The 21,044-nt window shown below is 60.8% G+C and carries 19 protein-coding genes; 2 read left to right on the top strand and 17 right to left on the bottom strand.

Annotation, left to right across the window (positions count from 1 at the left end):
• Positions 1-36 precede the first annotated feature (36 nt).
• The 5 genes from LG281_RS18035 to LG281_RS18015 all read right to left on the bottom strand — a co-directional run bounded on the left by LG281_RS18035 (position 37) and on the right by LG281_RS18015 (position 5,392).
• A complete protein-coding gene (locus LG281_RS18035) occupies positions 37-1,593 on the bottom strand; it encodes a 2-isopropylmalate synthase (RefSeq protein ID WP_404403168.1) in 1,557 nt (518 codons plus the stop codon).
• Positions 1,594-1,969: 376 nt separating this feature from the next.
• Positions 1,970-2,398: a hypothetical protein gene (locus LG281_RS18030; protein ID WP_404403167.1), complete on the bottom strand. Its 429-nt coding sequence runs from the start codon at positions 2,396-2,398 to the stop codon at positions 1,970-1,972.
• Positions 2,399-2,421: 23 nt separating this feature from the next.
• Entirely contained in the window at positions 2,422-3,315 is an 894-nt protein-coding gene (locus LG281_RS18025; RefSeq protein WP_404403166.1) for a PhzF family phenazine biosynthesis protein, read from the bottom strand.
• 280 nt (positions 3,316-3,595) lie between these two features.
• Positions 3,596-4,099 carry a heme-degrading domain-containing protein gene (locus LG281_RS18020; RefSeq protein ID WP_404403165.1) on the bottom strand — a complete coding sequence of 168 codons (504 nt, stop codon included), beginning with the start codon at positions 4,097-4,099 and terminating at the stop codon, positions 3,596-3,598.
• Positions 4,100-4,219: 120 nt separating this feature from the next.
• On the bottom strand, positions 4,220-5,392 hold the full coding sequence (locus LG281_RS18015; RefSeq protein ID WP_404403164.1) for an MFS transporter: 1,173 nt from the start codon (positions 5,390-5,392) through the stop codon (positions 4,220-4,222).
• A gap of 38 nt (positions 5,393-5,430) precedes the next feature.
• Between LG281_RS18015 and LG281_RS18010 the strand changes: the two genes are divergently transcribed.
• Positions 5,431-5,940 carry an Lrp/AsnC family transcriptional regulator gene (locus LG281_RS18010; protein ID WP_404403163.1) on the top strand — a complete coding sequence of 170 codons (510 nt, stop codon included), beginning with the start codon at positions 5,431-5,433 and terminating at the stop codon, positions 5,938-5,940.
• Positions 5,941-6,025: 85 nt separating this feature from the next.
• On the opposite strand, the gene ilvC is transcribed toward LG281_RS18010, so the two are convergent.
• The 10 genes from ilvC to LG281_RS17960 all read right to left on the bottom strand — a co-directional run bounded on the left by ilvC (position 6,026) and on the right by LG281_RS17960 (position 17,189).
• On the bottom strand, positions 6,026-7,045 hold the full coding sequence (gene ilvC, locus LG281_RS18005; RefSeq protein WP_404403162.1) for a ketol-acid reductoisomerase: 1,020 nt from the start codon (positions 7,043-7,045) through the stop codon (positions 6,026-6,028).
• 36 nt (positions 7,046-7,081) lie between these two features.
• Complete coding sequence (locus tag LG281_RS18000) at positions 7,082-7,711, bottom strand: TetR/AcrR family transcriptional regulator (RefSeq protein WP_404403161.1); 630 nt, start codon at positions 7,709-7,711, stop codon at positions 7,082-7,084.
• Between the two features lie 234 nt (positions 7,712-7,945).
• The gene (locus LG281_RS17995; RefSeq protein ID WP_404403160.1) at positions 7,946-8,467 is read right to left on the bottom strand and encodes a hypothetical protein; all 522 of its coding nucleotides are present in this window, start codon (positions 8,465-8,467) and stop codon (positions 7,946-7,948) included.
• Positions 8,468-8,562: 95 nt separating this feature from the next.
• Complete coding sequence (locus LG281_RS17990) at positions 8,563-9,168, bottom strand: NADPH-dependent FMN reductase (RefSeq protein WP_404403159.1); 606 nt, start codon at positions 9,166-9,168, stop codon at positions 8,563-8,565.
• Positions 9,169-9,502: 334 nt separating this feature from the next.
• Positions 9,503-11,020, bottom strand: a complete 1,518-nt coding sequence (locus LG281_RS17985; protein ID WP_404403158.1) for a diguanylate cyclase — start codon at positions 11,018-11,020, stop codon at positions 9,503-9,505.
• Between the two features lie 302 nt (positions 11,021-11,322).
• The gene (locus LG281_RS17980) at positions 11,323-12,900 is read right to left on the bottom strand and encodes a diguanylate cyclase (protein WP_404403157.1); all 1,578 of its coding nucleotides are present in this window, start codon (positions 12,898-12,900) and stop codon (positions 11,323-11,325) included.
• Between the two features lie 387 nt (positions 12,901-13,287).
• The gene (locus tag LG281_RS17975) at positions 13,288-14,028 is read right to left on the bottom strand and encodes a pyridoxine 5'-phosphate synthase (RefSeq protein WP_404403156.1); all 741 of its coding nucleotides are present in this window, start codon (positions 14,026-14,028) and stop codon (positions 13,288-13,290) included.
• Between the two features lie 97 nt (positions 14,029-14,125).
• Positions 14,126-14,680 (bottom strand): acetolactate synthase small subunit, encoded by a 555-nt coding sequence (gene ilvN, locus LG281_RS17970; protein ID WP_404403155.1) that lies wholly within the window; start codon positions 14,678-14,680, stop codon positions 14,126-14,128.
• Positions 14,681-14,700: 20 nt separating this feature from the next.
• Positions 14,701-16,461, bottom strand: a complete 1,761-nt coding sequence (locus tag LG281_RS17965; RefSeq protein ID WP_404403154.1) for an acetolactate synthase 3 large subunit — start codon at positions 16,459-16,461, stop codon at positions 14,701-14,703.
• A 455-nt stretch (positions 16,462-16,916) separates the two neighbouring features.
• Entirely contained in the window at positions 16,917-17,189 is a 273-nt protein-coding gene (locus tag LG281_RS17960) for a YMGG-like glycine zipper-containing protein (protein ID WP_404403153.1), read from the bottom strand.
• A 353-nt stretch (positions 17,190-17,542) separates the two neighbouring features.
• On the opposite strand from LG281_RS17960, the gene LG281_RS17955 reads away from it, so the two are divergent.
• Positions 17,543-18,943, top strand: a complete 1,401-nt coding sequence (locus LG281_RS17955) for an MATE family efflux transporter (RefSeq protein ID WP_404403152.1) — start codon at positions 17,543-17,545, stop codon at positions 18,941-18,943.
• A gap of 96 nt (positions 18,944-19,039) precedes the next feature.
• Here the strand turns inward: LG281_RS17955 and pncB are convergent, their stop codons facing one another.
• Both pncB and pncA read right to left on the bottom strand, forming a co-directional pair.
• Entirely contained in the window at positions 19,040-20,353 is a 1,314-nt protein-coding gene (gene pncB / locus LG281_RS17950) for a nicotinate phosphoribosyltransferase (RefSeq protein WP_404403151.1), read from the bottom strand.
• Complete coding sequence (gene pncA, locus LG281_RS17945) at positions 20,350-20,949, bottom strand: bifunctional nicotinamidase/pyrazinamidase (RefSeq protein WP_404403150.1); 600 nt, start codon at positions 20,947-20,949, stop codon at positions 20,350-20,352. Before pncA ends, pncB begins: the two co-directional genes overlap by 4 nt.
• Positions 20,950-21,044 lie beyond the last annotated feature (95 nt).

The raw sequence follows: 21,044 nt of genomic DNA, 5'->3' as shown, positions 1-21,044 counted from the left end.
CGTCTGCTTTTCCGCAAACACGCTCTCGCCGATAACTTACCCCGCGAGCGCACCCTGCGCCGGCGCACCGCGCTCCATGAGCAACCGGTTGTAGGCGTTGAGATAGGCGCGCGCCGAAGCCACGAGCGTATCGGGCTCCGCGGCATTGCCCGAGGCAATCCGGCCGTTCATTTCAAGCCGCACATGCACATTGGCCTGTGCGTCCGTACCGCCGGTCACACCATCCACCGCATAAAGCACCAGATGCGGATCGGCGCCGACAGCGGCCTTGATCGCATTAAAGATCGCATCGACCGAACCCGTGCCGTCATAGGCGACCTCAACCGGCTGCCCGTCAACCGAGACCTTGAGCTCGCAGCGGTGAATGCCACCGGTCTTGGAGGTGACGCTCATATCCACGAGCTTGATCCGGTCGGCAGCCGAACCGATCTCGTCGTCAACCAGCGCGATGATATCATCGTCATAGACGTTCTTCTTGCGGTCCGCGAGGTCCTTGAACCGCTGGAAGGCTTCCTGGAACTGGTTATCGGCCAATTCGTACCCCAGATCGGCCAGCTTCTGCTTGAACGCGTGCCGGCCCGAATGCTTGCCCATCACCAGAGACGTCGATTTGATCCCGACGCTTTCGGGCGTCATGATTTCGTAGGTCGAAGCGTTCTTGAGCATGCCGTCCTGATGGATGCCGCTCTCGTGCGCGAAAGCGTTCTTCCCTACAATGGCCTTGTTGTACTGCACCGGAAAGTTCGCCGCCGCCGCGACGACCTTTGAGGCGCGCGAAAGATGCGTCGTCTCGATATCGGTATGATAGGGCAACACATCGGCCCGCGTCCGCAGCGCCATGACGACTTCTTCGAGCGCAGCGTTACCCGCGCGTTCGCCCAGCCCGTTGATCGTGCACTCGACCTGCCGCGCGCCCGCGCGCACACCGGCCAGCGAATTGGCAACGGCCATGCCCAAATCGTTGTGGCAATGCGTGGAGAAAATCACCTGGTCCGAATTCGGCACCATCTCGATCAACTGTTTGATGAGCTGATAGTAATCCTCAGGCGTCGAATATCCAACGGTATCCGGCACGTTGATCGTCGTCGCTCCAGCCTTGATCGCCGCCTCGGTACAACGGGCGAGGAATTCGATCGGCGTGCGCGTGGCGTCCATGCCCGACCACTCGACGTCATCGATGAGGTTGCGCGCCTGCGTCACCGTTTTGGTGACGATCTCGAGCACCTCATCCTCGGTCTTTTTCATCTGGTGCGCCAGATGGATAGGCGAGGTGGAAACGAACGTATGGATACGGCCTCGCTTGGCGTGCCGCACGGCTTCGCCGGCCCGGTCGATATCGGCGGGAATGGCCCGCGCAAGCCCCGCGATCACCGAGTTCTTGGCGCGCTTGGCGATCGTCGCGACCGCTTCGAAGTCGCCATTCGAGGCGATGGGGAACCCCGCCTCGATGATATCGACGCCCATGGTGTCGAGGATTTCGGCGACCTGGAGCTTTTCCTCCAGCGTCATCGTCGCGCCCGGGCTCTGCTCGCCGTCGCGCAAGGTCGTATCGAAGATAAAGACCTTGTCGGTGTTATGGGTATCGGTGCTCATTCTACTTGGTCCTTAAAACCGGCCGCCCTGCGCAGAAATCGTATTTGGTGCAGCAGGAACCAGGCCGGACAAACTATCCAGTGTTCGGCGTGTGGCGTACTCCCCTGACGACCCGTTCGCGTTTTTTCAGCGAACCGCCGGTGGTCAGGGGCTGATAAGGAGGAGTAGAAGGGCGGCAGGCAGAAGAAGCGCCGTACCCAAAAGGATACGGGCCCGCAGGGCATCCTGCCTGCGAACTGCTATAGCGACGGCGGCGCTTTGACGTTTGCGGCGCATCGTTTGCGGCCTGACCCTTTCGTTCAAGTCTTTCAACAAGAATGGGCCAAGAGTGCGCGGGATGCAACCCTCGATGCACGCAAAATAATGCGCCCGCAACTCAGTTGAACGCGAACACCGCCGCGAAAATGGCCAATACCCCCGCAAGGCCGCTCACCATGCCTGCCAGCTTGACCCGCTTCACCGCATCCTGATCGCCCGTTTTCGCCCTGGGATAGAAAACCGCGCCGGTGCCGATCGACAGCGTGAGAACCACCACAAACGCCATCTTGGCCCAGAACCAGCCGCCAAGCCCTCCTGCGCCGTCATATCTCAGCCAGACGATGAGCGGCCCGGTGATCCAAAGGAGCGCGATCCCGACATAGCTGTTGACCCGCAGCATTTCACCATAGCGCAAAAACCCGGCCCGCACCTCCGGCCCCGCACCCGCCAGCATGCGCGCCTGCATCGAAAGCGCAATCCCCGACCCCATGCCCAAAACCAGGGCAAAGAAATGCAGAAACAACAATATGTTAGAAAGAACGTCCATAGCGATCCCCTCCACTGATTCGCCTATTCGCTCAAATCGAGCATCCCTTCGGCAAGAACAACAGCCGACCCGCCGATCCCAGGGTGGCTGAGCGCGCCTTGCGCAATATTCATTTGCAATTCGATGAGGCTCGGTCGCCCCATCTCCCGCCCCTGCCGGACGCGTACATGGTGGCGACCGTCCCCGTAATGCCCGCTGTCGGCCAGAAGCCCGATCAGCGCCGCTGCCGCCGACCCGGTGGCGGGATCCTCATCAAGTCCCGTGCCCGGTCCGAACATACGCGCCGCGTAATCGTTGCCGCGTTCATCGGGCGTCGCGGTAAAAACGTAGATGTCGTTGTGGTCTCCCGGGAACGTATCCTGCCAACCCCGCCGCTCGAGAACGATCGTCTCGAGCACAAGGCTATCGCGCACCGGAACGATATAAAAAGGCAACCCCGCCGAATACTGCGCGGGCTGAAAATTCCCGCACCCGACATCGGCCTCATCAATACCCAGCCGTTTAGCGATATCGGCCGGTCGTGGCCCACTCCCAATGCGCTCGGGGCTGCGTGGCAAGCTGAACCTGGCGTCGCCGGTGCGCCTGTCGACCGGCTCCATCACCGCCGTGACCAGCCCGACACCGAGTTCCAGTCGGACGGCGCTGAGCTTGTTGTGAAGGCCAAGCAATACCGTCGTGCCGATCGTCGGATGCCCGGCAAAGGGCAGTTCGGTCTGCGGCGTAAAGATCCGCAAAGCCGCCGAATGCCGGACGTTTTTCGGCTCACAGACGAAAACGGTCTCCGAGAGATTGAACTCCCCCGCGATCGCCTGCATGCGCGCCGTGGACAACCCATCGGCCTTGAGCACAACCGCCAGCGGATTGCCGCACAGACGGTCGCGCGTAAACACGTCGAGCAGATAATATCTCAGCTTCATCAGGGCGTGTCATCAGTTATGGACAGGGGTTTGACGGGCCATATTCGGAGGGATTTTCGTGGACAGTCCGGGGCCGAAGGCTTCTCGCCTTCAAGCCGGACTGTTCGCGATAAATCACCCGAATATGGCCCGCCCGGAGGGTTTTGCATAAATCGTTCACTCCCGGCGGCTTTTCGCGCGCGAAGGGGATAACCCTGCGCGGCGCAAAAAACCTTGGTATTGAACGATTTATGCAAAATCAAACCCCTGTCCATAACTGATGACACGCCCTAGCCCTCGGCTATTCGGCAGCGACGAGCCGCAGCGAATCAGCATCAATGCCAAGGTGCCCGCAAATCCCCCTGACGACAAGCATATGATCGACATCCTCAGGCGCCCCCGAAACGATAATCGCCCCAACGACGCCGACGCCTTCGATCCGCACCGGAAACCCGCCACCGGCGAGCACATAGTCCTGAGGTGAAAGCCCGCTATCGCCCGGAAAGGCCCGATTGCCCTCTCCCGCCCCACGCTCGAGCACCATCCGGTACGTGCTCTTGGAAAAACGCCTGACGACATTGGCCTTGCGCCGCACCCAATCGGGATTATCGGCCGTCGTGCCGGGTAGCGCCATATAGAACAAAGGCCGATCCCAGAGCCGTATGTCGCAAACGATGGAATGCCCTTCCGCCAGCGCAATATCACGAATGGCCGTACCGATTTCGAATGCCGCGGCCTCATCGAACCGCGAGAAGACCAAGCGATCTTCCTGCGCGATGATCGCATTGAGGTTCATTGCGTCCATGCCTCCCTCGCCGGTGTTGCGCGTCTCTCATAGCGCACGGGGCGAGGTCACGACAGCCGCAATTTCCGATGGCTTTGCCTGGCCAGAACTGCCGACCGCTTCGCAATCGAAGTAAGCGGATCACCGTGTGGCCCGGCGTGACATCCAATATCCCACGGCAGCCACGGCGACGAGGACGCCCGCAAGGGTCGTCACCGCCGTAAAGCCGGACCGCGTATAAACGGTTCCCAGCACAACCGGACCTGCGAAAACCGCCAGATAGGTGACGGCGCTGTTGAGCCCCATGACGGCCCCACGGGCGCGCTCCGCGCGCCGGTTCAGAAGAACGATCAGTGCATTGAGCCCAAGCTGATTGAGTACGCCCCAGACCATGGCGACGCCAAAGGCAACCGCCATGTCGCCAAGCGCAAAACCCCAGGCAAAATACACAACGGCAATGGCGCACAGGATGGACAGCACATAGGCCGGCGAAATCCGCGGCGACGTCATCGTGAGCCCGAGCCCCGCGAGGCCGAAGCCCAACCCGTAAGCGAGAACGAACACCCCACCCCCTTCGGCAGAAAGGCCGAATGCGTTCCGGATACCCTCGCCGAAAAAGGCATACGTTCCATAGAATGCCGTCATATAACCGAAGATGACCGCCAGAAGGAACGCCACGCCCGGCAACCGAATGGCCTGCCAGGGCGATGTTCGACCGGGCAGCCTGGGCGCGGTACCGCGCAGGGCGGTAAACAGCCACACCGCCACCGTCGCGCTGACAGCCGCAAGAACGGCGTAAACGACGCGCCAGCCCCAGCGTTCGGTCATAAACGCGGCGAGCGGCACCGCCAGGACAAGCGAGAGCGCCCAGCCCGTGAGGACAAACCCCAAGCGCGCGGCTTCGCGTCCCGATGGCGCTGTGGCAGCCGTTGCCGCATAGGTGCCCGGCAGCAGGATCCCCACGGCGGTTCCCGCCACGGCCTGCGACGCGCACAACCATCCCCAATTCTGGCTGGCCCCGCTCGAAACCTGCGCAATCGCGAGCAACACCGCCGCCATGCCGAGTGTCCGGTGCGGCGATACGCGGTCGCTGACCGGCGACAAAAAGAAGGACGACAACGCGGTCGCTGCGCCGAACGCCGAGATGGCCCACGCGACACGGAATGGCTCCGTGCGCAACCCTTGGGCGACCTCGCTCAGGATGGGGCTGAGAATAAAGGCATTCGACCCAACCGCGACCACCGCAGCAAAAAGCGCAACGACGCGATATTCTTTAATAAAGTTCGGAGAAATGATATTCTGGCGACATGTCATAAGGCATATACGCATGATCGCGGTATAAGGATCAACACATGTCAGATGTTCGCCCTGCAAAAACGAACGCTGTTCGGCCCGAGGCGCCGCATCCCTCCGGTCTCGACCGCACCGACAGAATGCTATTAAGGCTGCTGGCCGAGCGCGCCGACCAGTCCTACGCCGAACTCTCGGAAAAGGTGCATCTCTCCGCCCCGGCCGTGCACGAGCGGGTCAAGCGCCTCAAGCGCGATGGCGTTATCACCGGCACGGTCGCCAAGCTCGACGGCCCCAAGATCGGGTGCCCGCTCCTTGCCTTCGTGCACGTCATGACCGAGGGCTGGGGCATGACCGAGCCGGTCCTTGCGCTGCGGGAACTGGCGGATGTCGAGGAAATTCATACCGCGACCGGCGATACATGCCTGATCCTCAAGGTCCGGACCTCCGGGCCGTCCGGTCTCGAAACCTTGCTCTCGACAATTCAGGAGATCGACGGCGTGCGCTCGACGCACAGCTACGTCGTCCTGGGGACATATCTCGAGCGCGGCCCAATGCCCGAAACGCCATAGAGCCCGCTCGGCAGCGCCGTGCGTCTATAACGCACGGCACCGCATAAGCACCCGCCTGTCTGTGGAAAGGCGAGGAAGGTCACGGCTAGTTCCGCGACTTGTCCACCAGCGCGCCGGCCTTGATCCACGGCATCATGTCGCGGAGCTTGGTTCCGACCGCTTCGATCTGGTGGTTGTCGGCATTGCGGCGAGTGGCCTTGAAGCGGGCCGCGCCCGAATGCCATTCCTGCATCCACTCGGAGGTGAACTTGCCCGACTGGATATCGGCAAGCACGCGCTTCATCTCGGCCTTGGTCTCCGAAGTGATGATGCGCGGGCCGGTGACATATTCGCCCCATTCCGCCGTGTTCGAAATCGAGTAATTCATGTTCGCGATACCGCCCTGATAGATCAGGTCGACGATCAGCTTCACCTCGTGCAGGCACTCGAAATACGCCATTTCCGGCGCGTAACCGGCTTCGACCAGCGTTTCGAACCCGGCACGGATCAGTTCGACCAGACCGCCGCAGAGCACAACCTGCTCCCCGAAAAGGTCGGTCTCGCACTCTTCGCGGAAGGTCGTTTCGATGATGCCCGAACGTCCGCCGCCGACACCCGAGGCGTAAGCGAGGCCGATATCATGGGCATTGCCGGTCGCGTCGTGATGGATCGCGATCAGGCACGGCACCCCGCCGCCCTTCTCATATTCGCCGCGCACCGTATGGCCAGGCCCCTTGGGCGCGATCATAAGGACGTCGACAGTGTCCTTGGGTTCGATCAGCCCGAAATGCACGTTGAGCCCGTGCGCGAAGGCAAGCGCGGCGCCGTCGCGGATATTGGGCGCGATTTCGTCGCGATAGATGTCGGCCTGCAATTCATCCGGCGTCGCCATCATCATCACGTCAGCCCACGCGGCCGCTTCGGCGACGGTCATCGCCTTGAGCCCGTCGGCCTCGACCTTCTTGACCGTCGAGGATCCGGCGCGCAGACCCACGGCGATTTCAGTCACGCCCGAATCGCGCAGGTTGAGCGCATGCGCGCGGCCCTGGCTGCCATAGCCGATAATGGCGATTTTCTTGGATTTGAGAAGGTTGAGATCGGCATCCCGATCATAGTAGACGCGCATTGGATTCTCCCACTTGTCGCATGTCTTGGATTTGGTTCATGCTCCGTAGAGCGTGAAAAACTGTTCCCGCGCCCGTTTGACGTCGGACGCGATCTCGGTCTCGCCTAGGTCCAGATGCTCGCCGAGCAACAGCCGAAGCTGCACGTCGCGCACCACAAGCCCGTAATAGGTCCGGAACGCGGTTTCGCTGTCCTCGAACGCCAAAAGCCCCGCGTCCCGCCCGGCTTCAAGCACCGGCTTCAGGCGCTTGCCCATGGCGAACCGTCCGTTTTCCAGAACGATCGCGCCAAGGTTCCGCTTTTCCTGCCCCGCATGGCTGATCGCCAGCCGGTTGAGCGCCACCGAAACATCCCCGGCCAGAACGCTCAAGAGATTGCGCCCGAACTTTTCGAGCGCGATCGCCAGCGTGCGCTTGTCGAGGGTTTCGCGGTCCACCGGCACCATGCGCACCTTGGCCGCCTGCCACTGGACGGTCGCCGTCAAAAGCCCGTCCCGGTCGCCGAACCATTTGTAGAGCGTTTCCTTCGAACAACTCGCGCGCCGGGCCACACCCGTCATCGTCAGCCCATCGCCCCCCTCGACCAGCAGGGACAATGCGGCGTTGAGCACGTCCTTCTGACGGTCCGAAAGGGTCTCGTCGCCGATGGTCAGCGCCATGGGGGTCATGACAGAAATAATCGCCTCTTGGTTGTGTTGATGACGAAGCCGACCGCCGGCCCGCCTTGACGGCACCCTGCAAAACCATGCTGGTAAATAGCCCGGACGCGCGCCGTCGGCAGGATTGAGCAACCGCTGCAACTGACCGTACCGTACGGTACGGTTCGGCAAATTGCAAGGCGGAATTATGCCGCTTTTTCGATCAGCCACGTACCCTTCGTTTGCCCCGACATGCCACGCTGATTACGTCGAGAAATCGCAGTAATACTGAGCAATGCCGTTGAACGTCCCGAAATCGGTGGAGAATCCGGCAAAGTTATCCGGATCGGCTGCCATCTTCGCGCTTGCGGCATCCGCGAGCGGGCCGAACGTGGCCACCAATGTCGGCTGATCCGGCGCGAAATGAACGCTGAACGAGCTGATGCCGTTGTCGTTGCCGGCAACCGCCGTCAGCGCCGCGACCTTGTGGTCTTTCCAGAGCCCCCGTACCGGCAGGCGGATTTCCCGATAGTCCTCGGCAATATGCACTTCGGCCGCATCGAAATAATCCGAACCGTCAGCAGGCAGCGCCAGCGCCTCTCCGCGCGCCATGGCGGCCCAGAGTTGCTCGAGGTCCGGCGAAATCGAGCAGGCCTCCGCGAATCCCGCAAGCATGCCGTCCAGCCGGTAATGGGTCGGCGGCTCTTCGCCGAGCCCCACCGCCCCCAGCGCAACGACAGCCGCGCCCTTGACGAAAGTGCCCGCCCCTTCAATCCATTCGAACATGAATGCCACCCTTGCAAACAAAAAGGGCCGCCAGACGGCGACCCCTATAATCAGTGGCATGAGAATGGCCAAATAGAGGCCACCAAAAAATCGCATTATTCAGCGGCGACGCGCGCGTCTTCCTCGCGGGCGACCTTGAGGGCGTTGGCCCACCAGACAAGCTGTTCAAGCATGTCGTTCGCGCCGGGCAGAATACCGGCCTCGATATCCGAGATCGGCCCGTTCGCGCCGAGCGGATGCACCTTGAAGAAATCCGACCCGCCGATATGCACGCCCGCGCGTACAGGCGCCATTTGCGTTTCGACATTGATCAGACGCAGATGCTCGATGGCGCGTGCCGCGCCGACGGCACCGTAGCCGACATAGGCCGCGGGCTTGCGGTTCCATTCGTTATAGGCCTGGTCTATCGCGTTCTTGAGAGCGCCCGTGATCGAGCGGTTGTATTCGGCAACCACGAAGATAAACCCGTCGTACTGCGCGATCTTGTTCTGCCAGGCAACCGCTCGCTCGTCCGTGCTGGGCATCCAGAGGTTGGAGGCTGCCTCGTTGAAGAACGGCAGGTCGTAATCGCGCAGATCGATCAGTTCGGCCTCGATGTCGCCGCGCTGCTTGGCGAGGTCGAGAATCCACTGCGCCGGCTTGTCGGCAAAGCGCGTGTCGCGCGTCGAGGAGATGATGATACCGATCTTTGGCTTGGACATTTTAAAGTTCCCTATGCCTGGTTACAAATAGTAAGTAACGCTGGATATGAAACTTCTACCGAGAACCTCAAGTAGGCACATTGGTGTCACCAAAGAACACAATCCTGCCTACCGAATACCAACGTGACCAAGGCACTCGGCACGCAAGCTTTTGTATTAAAAAGATTTTTCTTCACCGCCCACTGAGACCACCGGACATCGTTCGCTCTTGGGAAACAATGTAATCGTTATACCAAACCGGTCCAAGTCGGCGCCGCATCCCTATCCTGCCCGGGCGAAACCCGGAAAGCAGCCTGCCACCGCCTCCATAGATTGCAGTCAGAATAGGCGCGCGCTACGCGACGACGGCGCTGTCCGGCTCTACACCTTCGGTCACGACTCGATCCCGGCCTTCAGCCTTGGCGCGGTAAAGCCGCGCATCGGCAAGCGCAAGGAGATCCCTTGAATTCCCTGCTTCCGAAGACAACGCCACGCCAATGCTGACCGTTACGCTGAGCCCTGGCGCGATTTGCGACCAATCATATTTGCGCATGCGCGTCTGCAGCCGCCTGCACACCGCGGCCGCGCCGCGCATGTTGGTGTCCTCGAGCAGCAGCACGAACTCCTCCCCACCGACCCTTGCGACGAGATCGTCGATGCGGCAGCTCTCCTGTAGCAACTGGGCGAAGGCCCGGATGACATCGTCGCCCACCGCATGGGAAAACTGGTCGTTGATCGCCTTGAAGTGGTCGAGATCGGCGAAGGCGATAGCGAAATTGGTGTACCCTTCTGCTTCATGCGCCTCAAGCACGCGCTCGAACCGCCGCCGATTGCCCACCCCGGTTAGTGGATCGGTCAACGCGTCCAACTCCGATTGGGCAGCCTGCTTTTTCAGAAGCTCGGTATCGCTCATGATGGCCGCGACCCGCGCGCGCTGCTTGACCCTTTCGCCCTCGAACTTCCGGTACAGGTTGAAATAGCGCTTGTGCAGCCTTAGCGCGGTTTGGAAATCCCCCAGCGCTTCATGCACATCCGACAGCAGTCGGACCATGAAATGCTTTTGATCGCCATCCGGCAATTTCTCGGCAATTACGACGGCGCGTGCGCAATATGGTAAGGCTTCATCCGGCTTACCCTCGCGAAAGAGCACTTCGCCAAGCGTATAATAGTACTGCGCCCAGCGCCGCGCGCTCTTGTAGCCGCCAGCATTCTCCCATTGCCCCAAATAGCCATGAGCACGTTCGAACTGACCGATATAGGCGGCATATTCAGCGGCATTGGGCAGTGCCACTTGCACCGCCCAGCTATCGGAATTGGCATCGGCCAGCTTGAATGCATCTTCGGTAACGGCAATCGCCTGCTCATAAAGTGCCGTATACGTATCCGTATCGCCGTCATCGCCCGCATCGTCGGCCATATCGGCGAGAATGGTCCCCAAATTCACGAGAAACCAACTCTCCAGATGCGTATCGCTAGCGGCCCGGGCAAGCTCAATGCTGCGTGTGCTTAAATCCCGGGCCGCCAGCTTATCCCCACCCTGGCTGACAGCCAATGACAGGGCGTATACGCAAAGGGCATATGCCCAACCGTCTGCATCTTCGCCGGCCCTTGAGATCGCTTGCTCGACTTCGGCATAAGCCACGTCATTGAGTCCGAATATGGCCAACAGCACCCCGTAAAGGGCGTCCGTGGTAAGTTGAACGGAAAGCGGAAGAGTAACGTATGCGGTTCTGGCCTTCTTGGCGTGGGCGAAAGCCTCCTCCATTTCGCCAAGGCGATGCAGCACCCACGCCCACAGCCACTCGCACCGGTTGACAAGCGCCGGTTCGGCGTCGGCGGTCAACTGATCCGCGACAGCACGAATACGCTTCAACGCGCGCTCCGGATCTCCCGAGCCACATTCAATCCAAGCCTGATCGAGCTCCCGATCGAACATTCCAGACCCCCACTGCCAAGATCCGGGATATATTCACCCGTGAATTCTTAAGAAATCCAGACCATAGGGGAACAAACTTGAGTTGCACAAAAGAAAATCGACAGCAAAACGCGCTGAGACACCAGTGTCTTGCCTCACCTTCAATGACAGGTTCGTCCTGTCATTGAAGGTGAGGATAACAAGGCCACGTCAAAGAAAAATCTGGTGGGTTGTGTCGTCGTTCTAAACAATACAACCCACTAGGCCACGCCTGCCCTGTCGGCTCCCGCCCCCTCGATCACTACCCGGTTCCGACCGTCGGCCTTGGCGCGGTAAAGCCTGGCGTCGGCGAGCGCCAGAAGGTCCTGTGAACGCCCTGCTTCCGAAGCCAATGCCACGCCGATGCTGACCGTCACGGTCAGCCCCGGTGCGATTCGCGACCAATCGTGCTTGCGCATACGCGTCTGCAGCCGCCTGCACACCGCGGCCGCGCCGCGCATGTTGGTGTCCTCGAGCAGCAGCACGAACTCCTCCCCGCCAACCCTTGCGACGAGGTCGTCGATGCGGCAGCTCTCCTGTAGCAACTGCGCGAAGGCCCGGATGACCTCATCGCCCACCGCATGGGAAAACTGGTCGTTGATCGCCTTGAAGTGGTCGAGATCGGCGAAGGCGATGGCGAAATTGGTGCGCCCCTCCGCTTCATGCGCCTCGAGCACGCGCTCGAACCGCCGCCGATTGCCCACCCCGGTTAGTGGATCGGTCAACGCGTCCAACTCCGATTGCGCGGCCTGCTTTTTCAGAAGCTCGGTATCGCTCATGATGGCCGCGACCCGCGCGCGCTGTTTGACCCGCTCGCCCTCGAACGTCTGCTGAAGATTGTGATAGCGCTTGTAAAGCTGCAGCGCCGTTTCAAAGTTCCCAAGCTCTTCATGGATCTTGGAAAGCAGTTTCACGCAGGTGTGAACGTGGTCGTTCGCCACCCCCTCTTCGGACATGTCCAGAGCCTGCTGGCAGCAATCCCACGCAGCCTCGATCTTGCCTTCGCGAAGGTAGATTTCACTGCATGTCGCCAAATAATGATGCATCATGCGATCGGTCTCGTCACCACCGACCGCAGTCCAGCGCTCAAGAAGCTGGTGAGCCTCTTCGAACCGCCCCAGATACCCGACATATTCGGCGGCGTTTGCCAGCGCGGTCCGCTCGGCCCAGCAATCGCCATTGGCCCGCGCCAAGTCGCGGGCTTCCAGCGTGACGTCGATGGCCTTCTCGTACCAGCGAACAAATCCAGCTTCGTCGCCTGCGGCTTTCGCCGTGTCGCCGAGCTGTGTCAGGATGCATCCATCCTTGATCAGGATCCAACTCACCAGGTGCAGATCGTTCAACGACCGTGCAATGGCTATCGTGCGCCCGGTCAATTCCAATGCGCTTTCCGGATCCCCGCCCATCCATATCGTGTCTGCGAGCGAATGGAGGGAAAAGGCCAGAACCCAATCGTCCCCGCTCTCCTTGGCCAACTCCGACGCAGCGGCCAGAACCGTATACGCTTCGTCGTTGAGCCCGAGACGGCAAACGAGCATTCCGTAAAGCGTCGCCGCTTTTGCCTGAACCGCGGGCTCCAGTTCGGACGAAGCCAGCCTGGCGAGGCGCGCATGGGCAAATGCTTCTTCGAGTTCGCCCAGTCTGCACAACGCCCAGGCCGTGAGCCATTCGCAACGGCAAATCAGCGCCGGATCGGCATCGTCGAGCTGATCGGCAAGGGTCCGCATCCGTGCCAGAGCCACCGAGGCGCGACCGGTACAACATTCGTCCCAAGCCCGATCGAATTCCATGTCGAACATGTTGCCCAAGTCCTTCGCGCGCGAAACCAGCCGATTCTTGCCTTTAAGTGTTAACGAAGCCGGAATTGCGAAGATCTGGACATCAGAACAGCAAACATCGTAAAGGAGCCCTGAAGAATCAGCGGCTCAGCCGGGCAGAAGACATAATGACGTGGCCTTGTTGTCCTCACCTGAAATGACAGGATGAACCTGCCATTTCAGGTGCGGCAAGGCATTAGAGCCTGATTTAAAAGTCGGCGGCGGAGGGCTGGCGAGGGATTTTTGGTCGTGGGAGGTGGAAAATCGGAGGCAATATCAGCCATATTGACTTCGAGTTTCCACCTCCCACGGGCAAACAAGACCCGCCAGACCGACCCGACCGACTTTTAAATCGGGCTCTTAGCGTTCTCAGCCAAGCACAGCCTTGTATTTGCGCACGGCATCGGCAAAACCGTATATCAAAGCGTCCGCCGTGATCCCGTGCCCGATCGAAACCTCGTCGACCCCAGGCACGGCGGCCCGGAAGGCCGGCAGATTGGCTAGTGTCAAATCGTGCCCGGCATTGACACCGAGCCCGGCGGCCCTGGCCGCCCGAGCCGTCCCGGCGAGCGTTTGAAGTTCGGCCTCGGCGCGCACCGGCTCGTCGTAACACCCGCCATATGGCCCGGTATAAAGCTCCACGCGATCCGCGCCTGTAGCCTTGGCTGCCGCAACCCCCGCCGCGCCCGCGTCCGGATCGCAAAACAGCGAAACCCGACGTCCCGGCTTTCTGAGCCGCTGCACCACATCAGTGAGAAAATTGCCCTTCCCGACGAAATCCCATCCATGGTCCGAGGTCGCCTGACTCGGATCGTCGGGCACCAATGTCACCTGATCCGGATCAACATCTTCGATCAGCACTATGAAATCTTCGGTAGGGTAGCCCTCGATATTGAACTCGATCTCGGGCGCCTCGTCCGCCAGAAGTTTCCGAAGATCGTAAACATCGGACCGCCGGATATGCCGCTCATCGGGCCGCGGATGCACTGTCACCCCATCCGCCCCCGCGCCAATCACGATACGCGCCATCCCCGTTACGCTCGGCCAGGGCAGATTCCGGCGGTTCCGCAGCTGGGCGACGGCATTGAGATTGACGGAGAGCTTGGTCATTACGGTAGCGCCTACACAAAGGGACAGATGTACGATTACCGTACATCTGTCCCTCTATCGCGAATTAAGCCGCGGGCAAACCGAGACTTTCAGCCGATCACATTCCCTTCTCGCCGCGAGTGATCGCCGCAAGCCCGGTGCGCACCACTTCGACAAGCCCCAGCGGCGCCATCAATGTGATGAACTGCTCGATCTTCGAGGTCTTGCCCGTCACCTCGAACACGAAGCTCTCGGTCGTTGCATCGATCACCTGCGCGCGGAACGCGTCGGCCAGCCGCAGCGCTTCGACGCGGTTCTCTCCGGTCCCGGCAACCTTCACCAGCGCCAGTTCGCGCTCGATAGCGTTTCCTTCGGCGGTGAGGTCATGCACCTTGTGCACCGGCACCAGCCGCTCGAGCTGCAGCTTGATCTGCGCGAGCACCTTGGGCGTTGCGACCGTAACGACCGTGATCCGCGAACGGTGCTTGTCGTGCTCGGTCTCGCTGACGGTGAGAGAATCGATATTGAACCCGCGCGCTGAAAACAGCCCCACGACCCGCGCGAGGACGCCCGGCTCGTTGTCGACCAGCACCGTCAGCGTATGCCGCTCGGCGTCCTGGGTTTGCGGGGTAAGGAAATAGGCCGACCCCGTCGGCAGAAGATTGGCGTTCATGTTCATTGTCCTCACCGCCCCTAAACGAGCATCTTTCCCTTTTCGTCGATGATCGATCCGATATTGGCGGTATCGGGCAGGATCATCTCGTTATGCGGCTTGCCCGATGGGATCATCGGGAAGCAGTTTTCTTCCTTGGACACCCGGCAATCGAAGATCACCGGCTTTTTGACGGTGATCATCTCGTCGATGGCATCGTCGAGCTTTGCGGGATCCTCGCACCGGATGCCGTGCCCGCCATAAGCCTCCGCAAGCTTGACGAAATCGGGAAGCGATTCCGAATAGGAATGCGAATACCGCCCGCCATGCAGCAGTTCCTGCCACTGGCGCACCATGCCCATATATTCGTTGTTGAGGATGAAGATCTTGACCGGCAGTTCGTATTGCATCGCGGTCGACATCTCCTGCATCGTCATCTGCACGCTGGCTTCACCGGCAATGTCGATAACAAGAGCATCCGGATGCGCGACCTGCACACCGATTGCGGCCGGCAGCCCATAGCCCATCGTCCCAAGCCCGCCCGATGTCATCCAGCGATTGGGTTCATCGAAACCGAAGTGCTGGGCGGCCCACATCTGGTGCTGCCCCACCTCGGTCGTGATGTAGACGTCGCGGCCCTTCGTCGCCTCATAAAGCCGCTGGATCGCGTGCTGGGGCTTGATGATGGTGTCGGAGTTCGTAAAGACCAGAGAATTGACGCCGCGCCACTTATCGATGGCCTTCCACCACGGCGCGATCGCCTCGGTGCGCGGCGCGTTGGTTTTGGTCCGCCAGATGCGGATCATCTCTTCCATCACAGCATTGACGTCCCCAACGATCGGAACATCGACAAGGATATTCTTGTTGATCGAGGAGGCGTCGATATCGACGTGGATCTTCCGGCTGCCCGGCGAGAACGCGTCGATCCGCCCGGTAATCCGGTCGTCGAACCGCGCCCCGAGGCAGATCATCAGGTCGCAGTCATGCATCGCCATGTTGGCTTCATAGGTCCCGTGCATGCCCAGCATCCCGAGCCACTGCTTTCCCGAAGCCGGGTATGCACCCAACCCCATCAGCGTCGAAGTGATCGGAAAACCCGTCAGCTCAACGAGTTCACGCAGATTGCGGCTCGCCTCCGGCCCGGAATTGATAACCCCGCCGCCTGTATAGAACACGGGCCGCTCGGCCTTGAGCATCAGATCGACGGCGACCTGAATGGCCTCGAGATCGCCCTCGACCTGCGGCTTGTAGGTGGGGTGGCTCATCTTGGCCTGGGGCTTGTGATACGCGCCGAGCGCGAACTGCACATCCTTCGGGATGTCGATGACGACGGGCCCTGGCCGCCCCGACGTCGCGATATAGAACGCCTCGTGCAGGATACGCGGCAGGTCCTTGATGTCCTTGACCAGATAATTGTGCTTGGTGCAGTTGCGCGTGATCCCGACCGTATCGCACTCCTGGAACGCATCCGAACCGATGAGAGGGGTTGGAACCTGCCCCGAAATGCAAACGAGCGGAATGGAATCGAGCAGAGCGTCGGTCAAACCGGTCACCGCATTGGTTGCTCCCGGCCCCGACGTCACCAGAACGACGCCGCACTTGCCCGTCGAACGCGCATAACCCTCGGCCATATGCGTGGCGCCCTGTTCGTGCCGGACGAGAATGTGCTGAAGCTTGTCCTGCTGGAAAATCGCGTCGTAGATCGGCAGTACGGCACCGCCGGGGTATCCGAATATATGTTCGACACCCTGATCGATCAGCGCCTGGACCACCATCTCCGCGCCGGTTATCTGCTCGGCCATCTTGAGCCACTCCCTTGATACCACCCCGTCGTCGCCGGGGCTTAGATAATAAAAAAGGCCCCGTTCGGGACCCTGTGTTGCGCACCGCAAATCGCACGAGAACCCTAGGTCCTCATGTTGCGATGCGCCTGCCTACTACGAGAATGAGTCCTGCCCGCATTTGGGGGACACGCTCCATTAAATGAAAAACGAGGCTATAGGTATTCCCAGCAGCGTGCAGGGTCAACCCCAAAAAGCGAAAAGCAAAAGGGCCCGCACCGATCCGTCGGCGCGGGCCCTTTTAGAACGTGTCGAATTAGGGCACGAGCAACAATAACTGCGTCGGATCGCGCCGGGATTTTTGGTCCTGGCCAGGAGCGATGAGCCGGGAATATCGAGATATTTCCGGCTCGGTCGCGACGCCGCCAGGGACAAAAAGACCAAGCGAGGCGACGCAGTTATTGGTGCGAGTGTCCTTAGACGCCCGGAGGACAGTCCGCGATGTAGAGGCTGCCATCCGAAGCGCGGAAGTAGCACTGCTCCGGCTGACCGGCGACCTGTCCAACCAGCGCGCCGGCAACACCGCCGACCGCAGCGCCCACAGCGGCACCTGCGACGGAATTGGTCGCGACACCGCCGATCACCGCACCGGCACCGGCACCGACCGCAGCGGTCTTCTCGGTCGTGGTGCAGGCCGAAACGGCCAGAAGCGCCGTCAGCGCGGCGCCAATAATGCTGAGTTTCTTCATGTCAAAAAGCCTCCATTTGACAAATTATCAAAACCGCTCCCCGTAAATGTAGCGCTACCGCCCTTTGTTCCACATTGGCGAGCTACGACGTCAACGCCTCGTTCAACTTGAGGTTCCGACGCCGCCGTAATGCGCGCACTTTGCGCGATTTCATTGTCATACTCAAGAGTTAGCCGACAATCGGGCAGTTACGCTAAATAAATAGAACCTAGCCCGCATTTCTCAAACTCCTTGTGCCCTGCGTCGAATTTTGGCGAGTCGAATGCGGGTTAGGGCCTGACAAAAAAGCGATTCGCGTGTATCCAAATCGGCTTCCCGGCATAATCCGGGACCAGGCTCGGAGAGGCCATCCCATGTCACAGGCATTGACCGAACGTCCAGCGCAGAGCTGGTCCGATGAATTCCGCGCGACATTTCTGCTCGCTTGGCCGCTTGTTGTGGCTCAAGTGGCCCAGAACGCTCTGTTTACAACCGATGTCATCATGATGGGCTGGCTCGGCCCTGAATTCCTTGCCGGCGGCACTTTGGCGACTGCCTTTTTCATGCCCTTCCTGCTTCTGGGTGGCGGCATCGTTTCCGCCGTCGCGCCGCTCGCCGCGCAAGCCATCGGCGCGCGCAAGATCAAGAACGTCCGCCGCTCGGTACGTCAGGGTTTCTGGGCTGCCATCGTGATCGCCCTCGCGCTGCTCCCGCTCATCTGGCAGATCGAAACCATCCTGCTTGCGGCTGGACAGGAACCGCACCTTGCGGCCCTGGCCGGGCTTTATATGCATGTCGCCGTTTTCGTGCTGTTTCCTGGCCTCGGGCTTTTCGTCCTGCGCTCGTTCCTCTCAGCACTCGGCTCAACCCAGATCATCCTCTATACGACCATCGCCGGCGTCATCGTCAACGCCGTCGGCAATTATGCGCTGATGTTTGGAAATTTCGGCTTTCCACGACTTGAACTTTTAGGCGCGGCGATCACGACCGTCGTCACCAACGCCGTGATGTTCGGCCTCCTGCTCGCCTATGCGCTTCTCCACCGCCGCTACAAGCGCTTCTATATCCTCGTGCGCCTCTGGAAGCCCGACTGGCCGCGTTTCGTCGAAATCTTCCGCATCGGTACCCCGATCGGCCTCACCATCATGGCCGAGGTCGGCATGTTCGCCATTGCGGCGATCTTCGTGGGCTGGCTGGGCACTGATGCGCTCGCCGCGCACGCGGTCGCGCTCCAATGCGCCTCGTTCGCCTTCATGGTACCGCTGGGCGTAGGCATGGCTTCAACCGTCCGCGTCGGCCTCGCCTTCGGTGCCGGCAGCGACGACGCCGTAGGCAAGGCCGGCTGGACATCGATGATGGTCGGGGTCGGGTTCATGTGCATCACCTGCGCCCTCTTCCTGACCATGCCCGGTTTTTTCGTGCGGTTCTTCCTCGACCCCACCGATCCGGGCAACGCCAACGCGCTCGCACTCGCGGGCACGTTCCTAGTGATGGCTGGCGTCTTTCAGATCGTCGACGGCGCCCAGGTGGTTGCCGCACACGCCTTGCGCGGGCTCGCGGACACGACCGTGCCGATGATCATCGCGCTCATCGGCTACTGGCTCGTGGGCATGCCGATTGCCTGGTGGCTGGGCGATGCCAGCCGGCTTGGCGGCGTCGGCGTCTGGACGGGACTCGCAGCCGGGCTCGGCTTCGTCGCGGTTATCCTCACGGCCCGCTTCGCCATGCGCGAGCAGCTCGGCCTGCTCGCCCGCAGGCGTATGGTTGCCGCGTAGGCGCACCTGCTTGAGGCACGCCCTCGCCGTGCGTGTGGCTGGCCTCTGCGCTACGATCACCGTGTGAACTCGTCAAATCCTCCGTGCAGAGGCCCCCTAAACCAGGACTTCCTGTTCGACCATATCTTCTGCGCCGAACACCTTGAGATAGCGCGCGATCTCACGCTCGTCGCCAACCGCCTTGGCCGGGTTGTCCGAGAGCTTGACGGCGGGCCGCCCATTGGCGCTCGACACCTTGATCACCATCGAGATCGGCTTGAGTTGCGGCGTATAATTAGGCGCCACACCGGCAAAGTCGTTGGTAAGATTGGTGCCCCAGCCGAAGGTCATCCGCACCTTGCCGTCGAAATGGTGATACGCCTCCTCGATCGCGTCCACGTCGAGCCCGTCTGAAAAGATCAGCAGCTTCTCGCGCGGATCGCACCCCTTGGACCGCCACCAGTCGATGATCTTCTCGCCACCTTCTATCGCCGGCGCACTGTCGGGCCGGAACCCCGTCCAGTCCGCCACCCAGTCGGGTGCGCTCTCAAGGAACGACGACGTACCGAAAGCGTCAGGCAGGACGATCAGAAGGTTGCCGCCATAATAGCTCTGCCAGTCGCGCAACACCTGATAGGGCGCCTTGCGCAAGGCATTGTCATCTTCGGCCAGTGCCGCGGCCACCATAGGCAGCTCATGCGCATTGGTGCCGAGCGCCTCGAGGTCCGTATCCATCGCCAGAAGCACATTCGACGTCCCGGAAAGCGCATCCCCGAGCCCTTCCTTCAACGCCTCCACGCACCAGCGCTGCCACAAAAAGCTGTGCCGCCGCCGCGTCCCGAAATCGGAAATCTTGAGGTTGGGCAACTTCTTTAGCCGCTCGACCTTCTCCCAGGTCTTGGCCTTGGCCCGCGCGTAAAGCACATCGAGCTCGAACCGCCCCATCCCCCGCATCGCGTTACGCGAGCGCAATTCGTTGATGATCGCGAGCGCAGGGATCTCCCACATCGTGGTTTCGACCCACTTGCCGTGGAAATGCAATTCGAACTGTCCGTCCCTCTCGGAAAGTTCGTAGTCGGGGAGCGAGAAATCCTCAAGCCAGTTGAGAAAGTCCGGCGTAAAGATCTGCTTGGTGCCGTAAAACGAGTTACCGGCCAGCCAGATCATCTCCTTTTTGGTGAACCGCAGCGTCCGCGCATGGTCGAGCTGCTCGCGCAGTTCCCCGATATCGACCTCTTCGGCAAGCTTGACCCGTCTTGTGCGGTTGGTCAGCGAGAAGGTCGCATCGACATCGCGATACAGCCCCCAGATCATCTGCAGCATCAGGAGCTTGTAGAAGTCCGTATCGAGCAGCGAGCGGATGATCGGGTCGAGCTTGAACGTATGGTTGAAGACCCGCCGCGCGATGTCTGTTCTGCTGGTCGAACTCACTTCAGCACTACCCCTGTATCGCGCATCCGGCCGAGCATATCGTCCATTGATCCCGCGATATCGATGCCCCGGCACCCCTCCAACAGCACCTCGGCCTTGAACCCCTGCTTGACCGCATCGAGCGCCGAAAATGCCACGCAGAAATCCGTGGCCAGCCCGACAAGTGTCAGATCGGTAATCCCGCGCTCGCGCAGATAGCCGGTAAGCCCTGTCGGCGTCTCATGGTCGTTCTCGAAAAACGCCGAATAGCTGTCGATGTCCGTTCGGAAGCCCTTACGGATCACGAGTTCCGCCTTGGTCCATTCGAGATCGGGATGAAACGCCGCGCCGGTGGTTCCCTGCACGCAATGGTCCGGCCAGAGCCGCTGCGGACCATACGGCATTTCGATATCCTCGAACGGCGCCCGCCCAGGATGGCTCGACGCAAAGCTCGAATGCCCTGCCGGGTGCCAATCCTGCGTCAGGATCACGTGCTCATACTGCCCGACGAGCCCATTGATGACAGGCACGACCGCATCGCCATCATCGACGGCCAGCGCGCCGCCGGGACAGAAGTCGTTTTGCACATCGATGACAAGCAGCGCATTCCGGCTCATCACGGCCTCCATTTTCGTTCGGGTATCACTTCTGCAATCCTCGCGGGGTTCGTCAACTCCTCATGTGCAAGCCGCTTGACCCCATCTCTGGCCGA

Origin of the sequence: Pelagibacterium halotolerans (assembly GCF_044811015.1) — a bacterium.
Taxonomy (GTDB): domain Bacteria; phylum Pseudomonadota; class Alphaproteobacteria; order Rhizobiales; family Devosiaceae; genus Pelagibacterium; species Pelagibacterium halotolerans_A.
This window is presented reverse-complemented; position numbering and strand designations above follow the sequence as displayed.

What these genes read in the sequence shown, in the direction of transcription:
- LG281_RS18010 (WP_404403163.1), top strand. Translation starts at nt 5,431, where the DNA reads ATGTCAGATGTTCGCCCTGCAAAAACGAACGCTGTTCGGCCCGAGGCG.
- LG281_RS18035 (WP_404403168.1), bottom strand. Translation starts at nt 1,593, where the DNA reads ATGAGCACCGATACCCATAACACCGACAAGGTCTTTATCTTCGATACG.
- LG281_RS17955 (WP_404403152.1), top strand. Translation starts at nt 17,543, where the DNA reads ATGTCACAGGCATTGACCGAACGTCCAGCGCAGAGCTGGTCCGATGAA.
- LG281_RS18020 (WP_404403165.1), bottom strand. Translation starts at nt 4,099, where the DNA reads ATGGACGCAATGAACCTCAATGCGATCATCGCGCAGGAAGATCGCTTG.
- LG281_RS17980 (WP_404403157.1), bottom strand. Translation starts at nt 12,900, where the DNA reads ATGTTCGACATGGAATTCGATCGGGCTTGGGACGAATGTTGTACCGGT.
- ilvN (WP_404403155.1), bottom strand. Translation starts at nt 14,680, where the DNA reads ATGAACGCCAATCTTCTGCCGACGGGGTCGGCCTATTTCCTTACCCCG.
- LG281_RS17960 (WP_404403153.1), bottom strand. Translation starts at nt 17,189, where the DNA reads ATGAAGAAACTCAGCATTATTGGCGCCGCGCTGACGGCGCTTCTGGCC.
- LG281_RS18015 (WP_404403164.1), bottom strand. Translation starts at nt 5,392, where the DNA reads ATGACATGTCGCCAGAATATCATTTCTCCGAACTTTATTAAAGAATAT.
- LG281_RS17995 (WP_404403160.1), bottom strand. Translation starts at nt 8,467, where the DNA reads ATGTTCGAATGGATTGAAGGGGCGGGCACTTTCGTCAAGGGCGCGGCT.
- LG281_RS18000 (WP_404403161.1), bottom strand. Translation starts at nt 7,711, where the DNA reads ATGACCCCCATGGCGCTGACCATCGGCGACGAGACCCTTTCGGACCGT.
- LG281_RS18030 (WP_404403167.1), bottom strand. Translation starts at nt 2,398, where the DNA reads ATGGACGTTCTTTCTAACATATTGTTGTTTCTGCATTTCTTTGCCCTG.
- LG281_RS17965 (WP_404403154.1), bottom strand. Translation starts at nt 16,461, where the DNA reads ATGGCCGAGCAGATAACCGGCGCGGAGATGGTGGTCCAGGCGCTGATC.
- ilvC (WP_404403162.1), bottom strand. Translation starts at nt 7,045, where the DNA reads ATGCGCGTCTACTATGATCGGGATGCCGATCTCAACCTTCTCAAATCC.
- pncA (WP_404403150.1), bottom strand. Translation starts at nt 20,949, where the DNA reads ATGAGCCGGAATGCGCTGCTTGTCATCGATGTGCAAAACGACTTCTGT.
- LG281_RS18025 (WP_404403166.1), bottom strand. Translation starts at nt 3,315, where the DNA reads ATGAAGCTGAGATATTATCTGCTCGACGTGTTTACGCGCGACCGTCTG.
- LG281_RS17975 (WP_404403156.1), bottom strand. Translation starts at nt 14,028, where the DNA reads ATGACCAAGCTCTCCGTCAATCTCAATGCCGTCGCCCAGCTGCGGAAC.
- LG281_RS17990 (WP_404403159.1), bottom strand. Translation starts at nt 9,168, where the DNA reads ATGTCCAAGCCAAAGATCGGTATCATCATCTCCTCGACGCGCGACACG.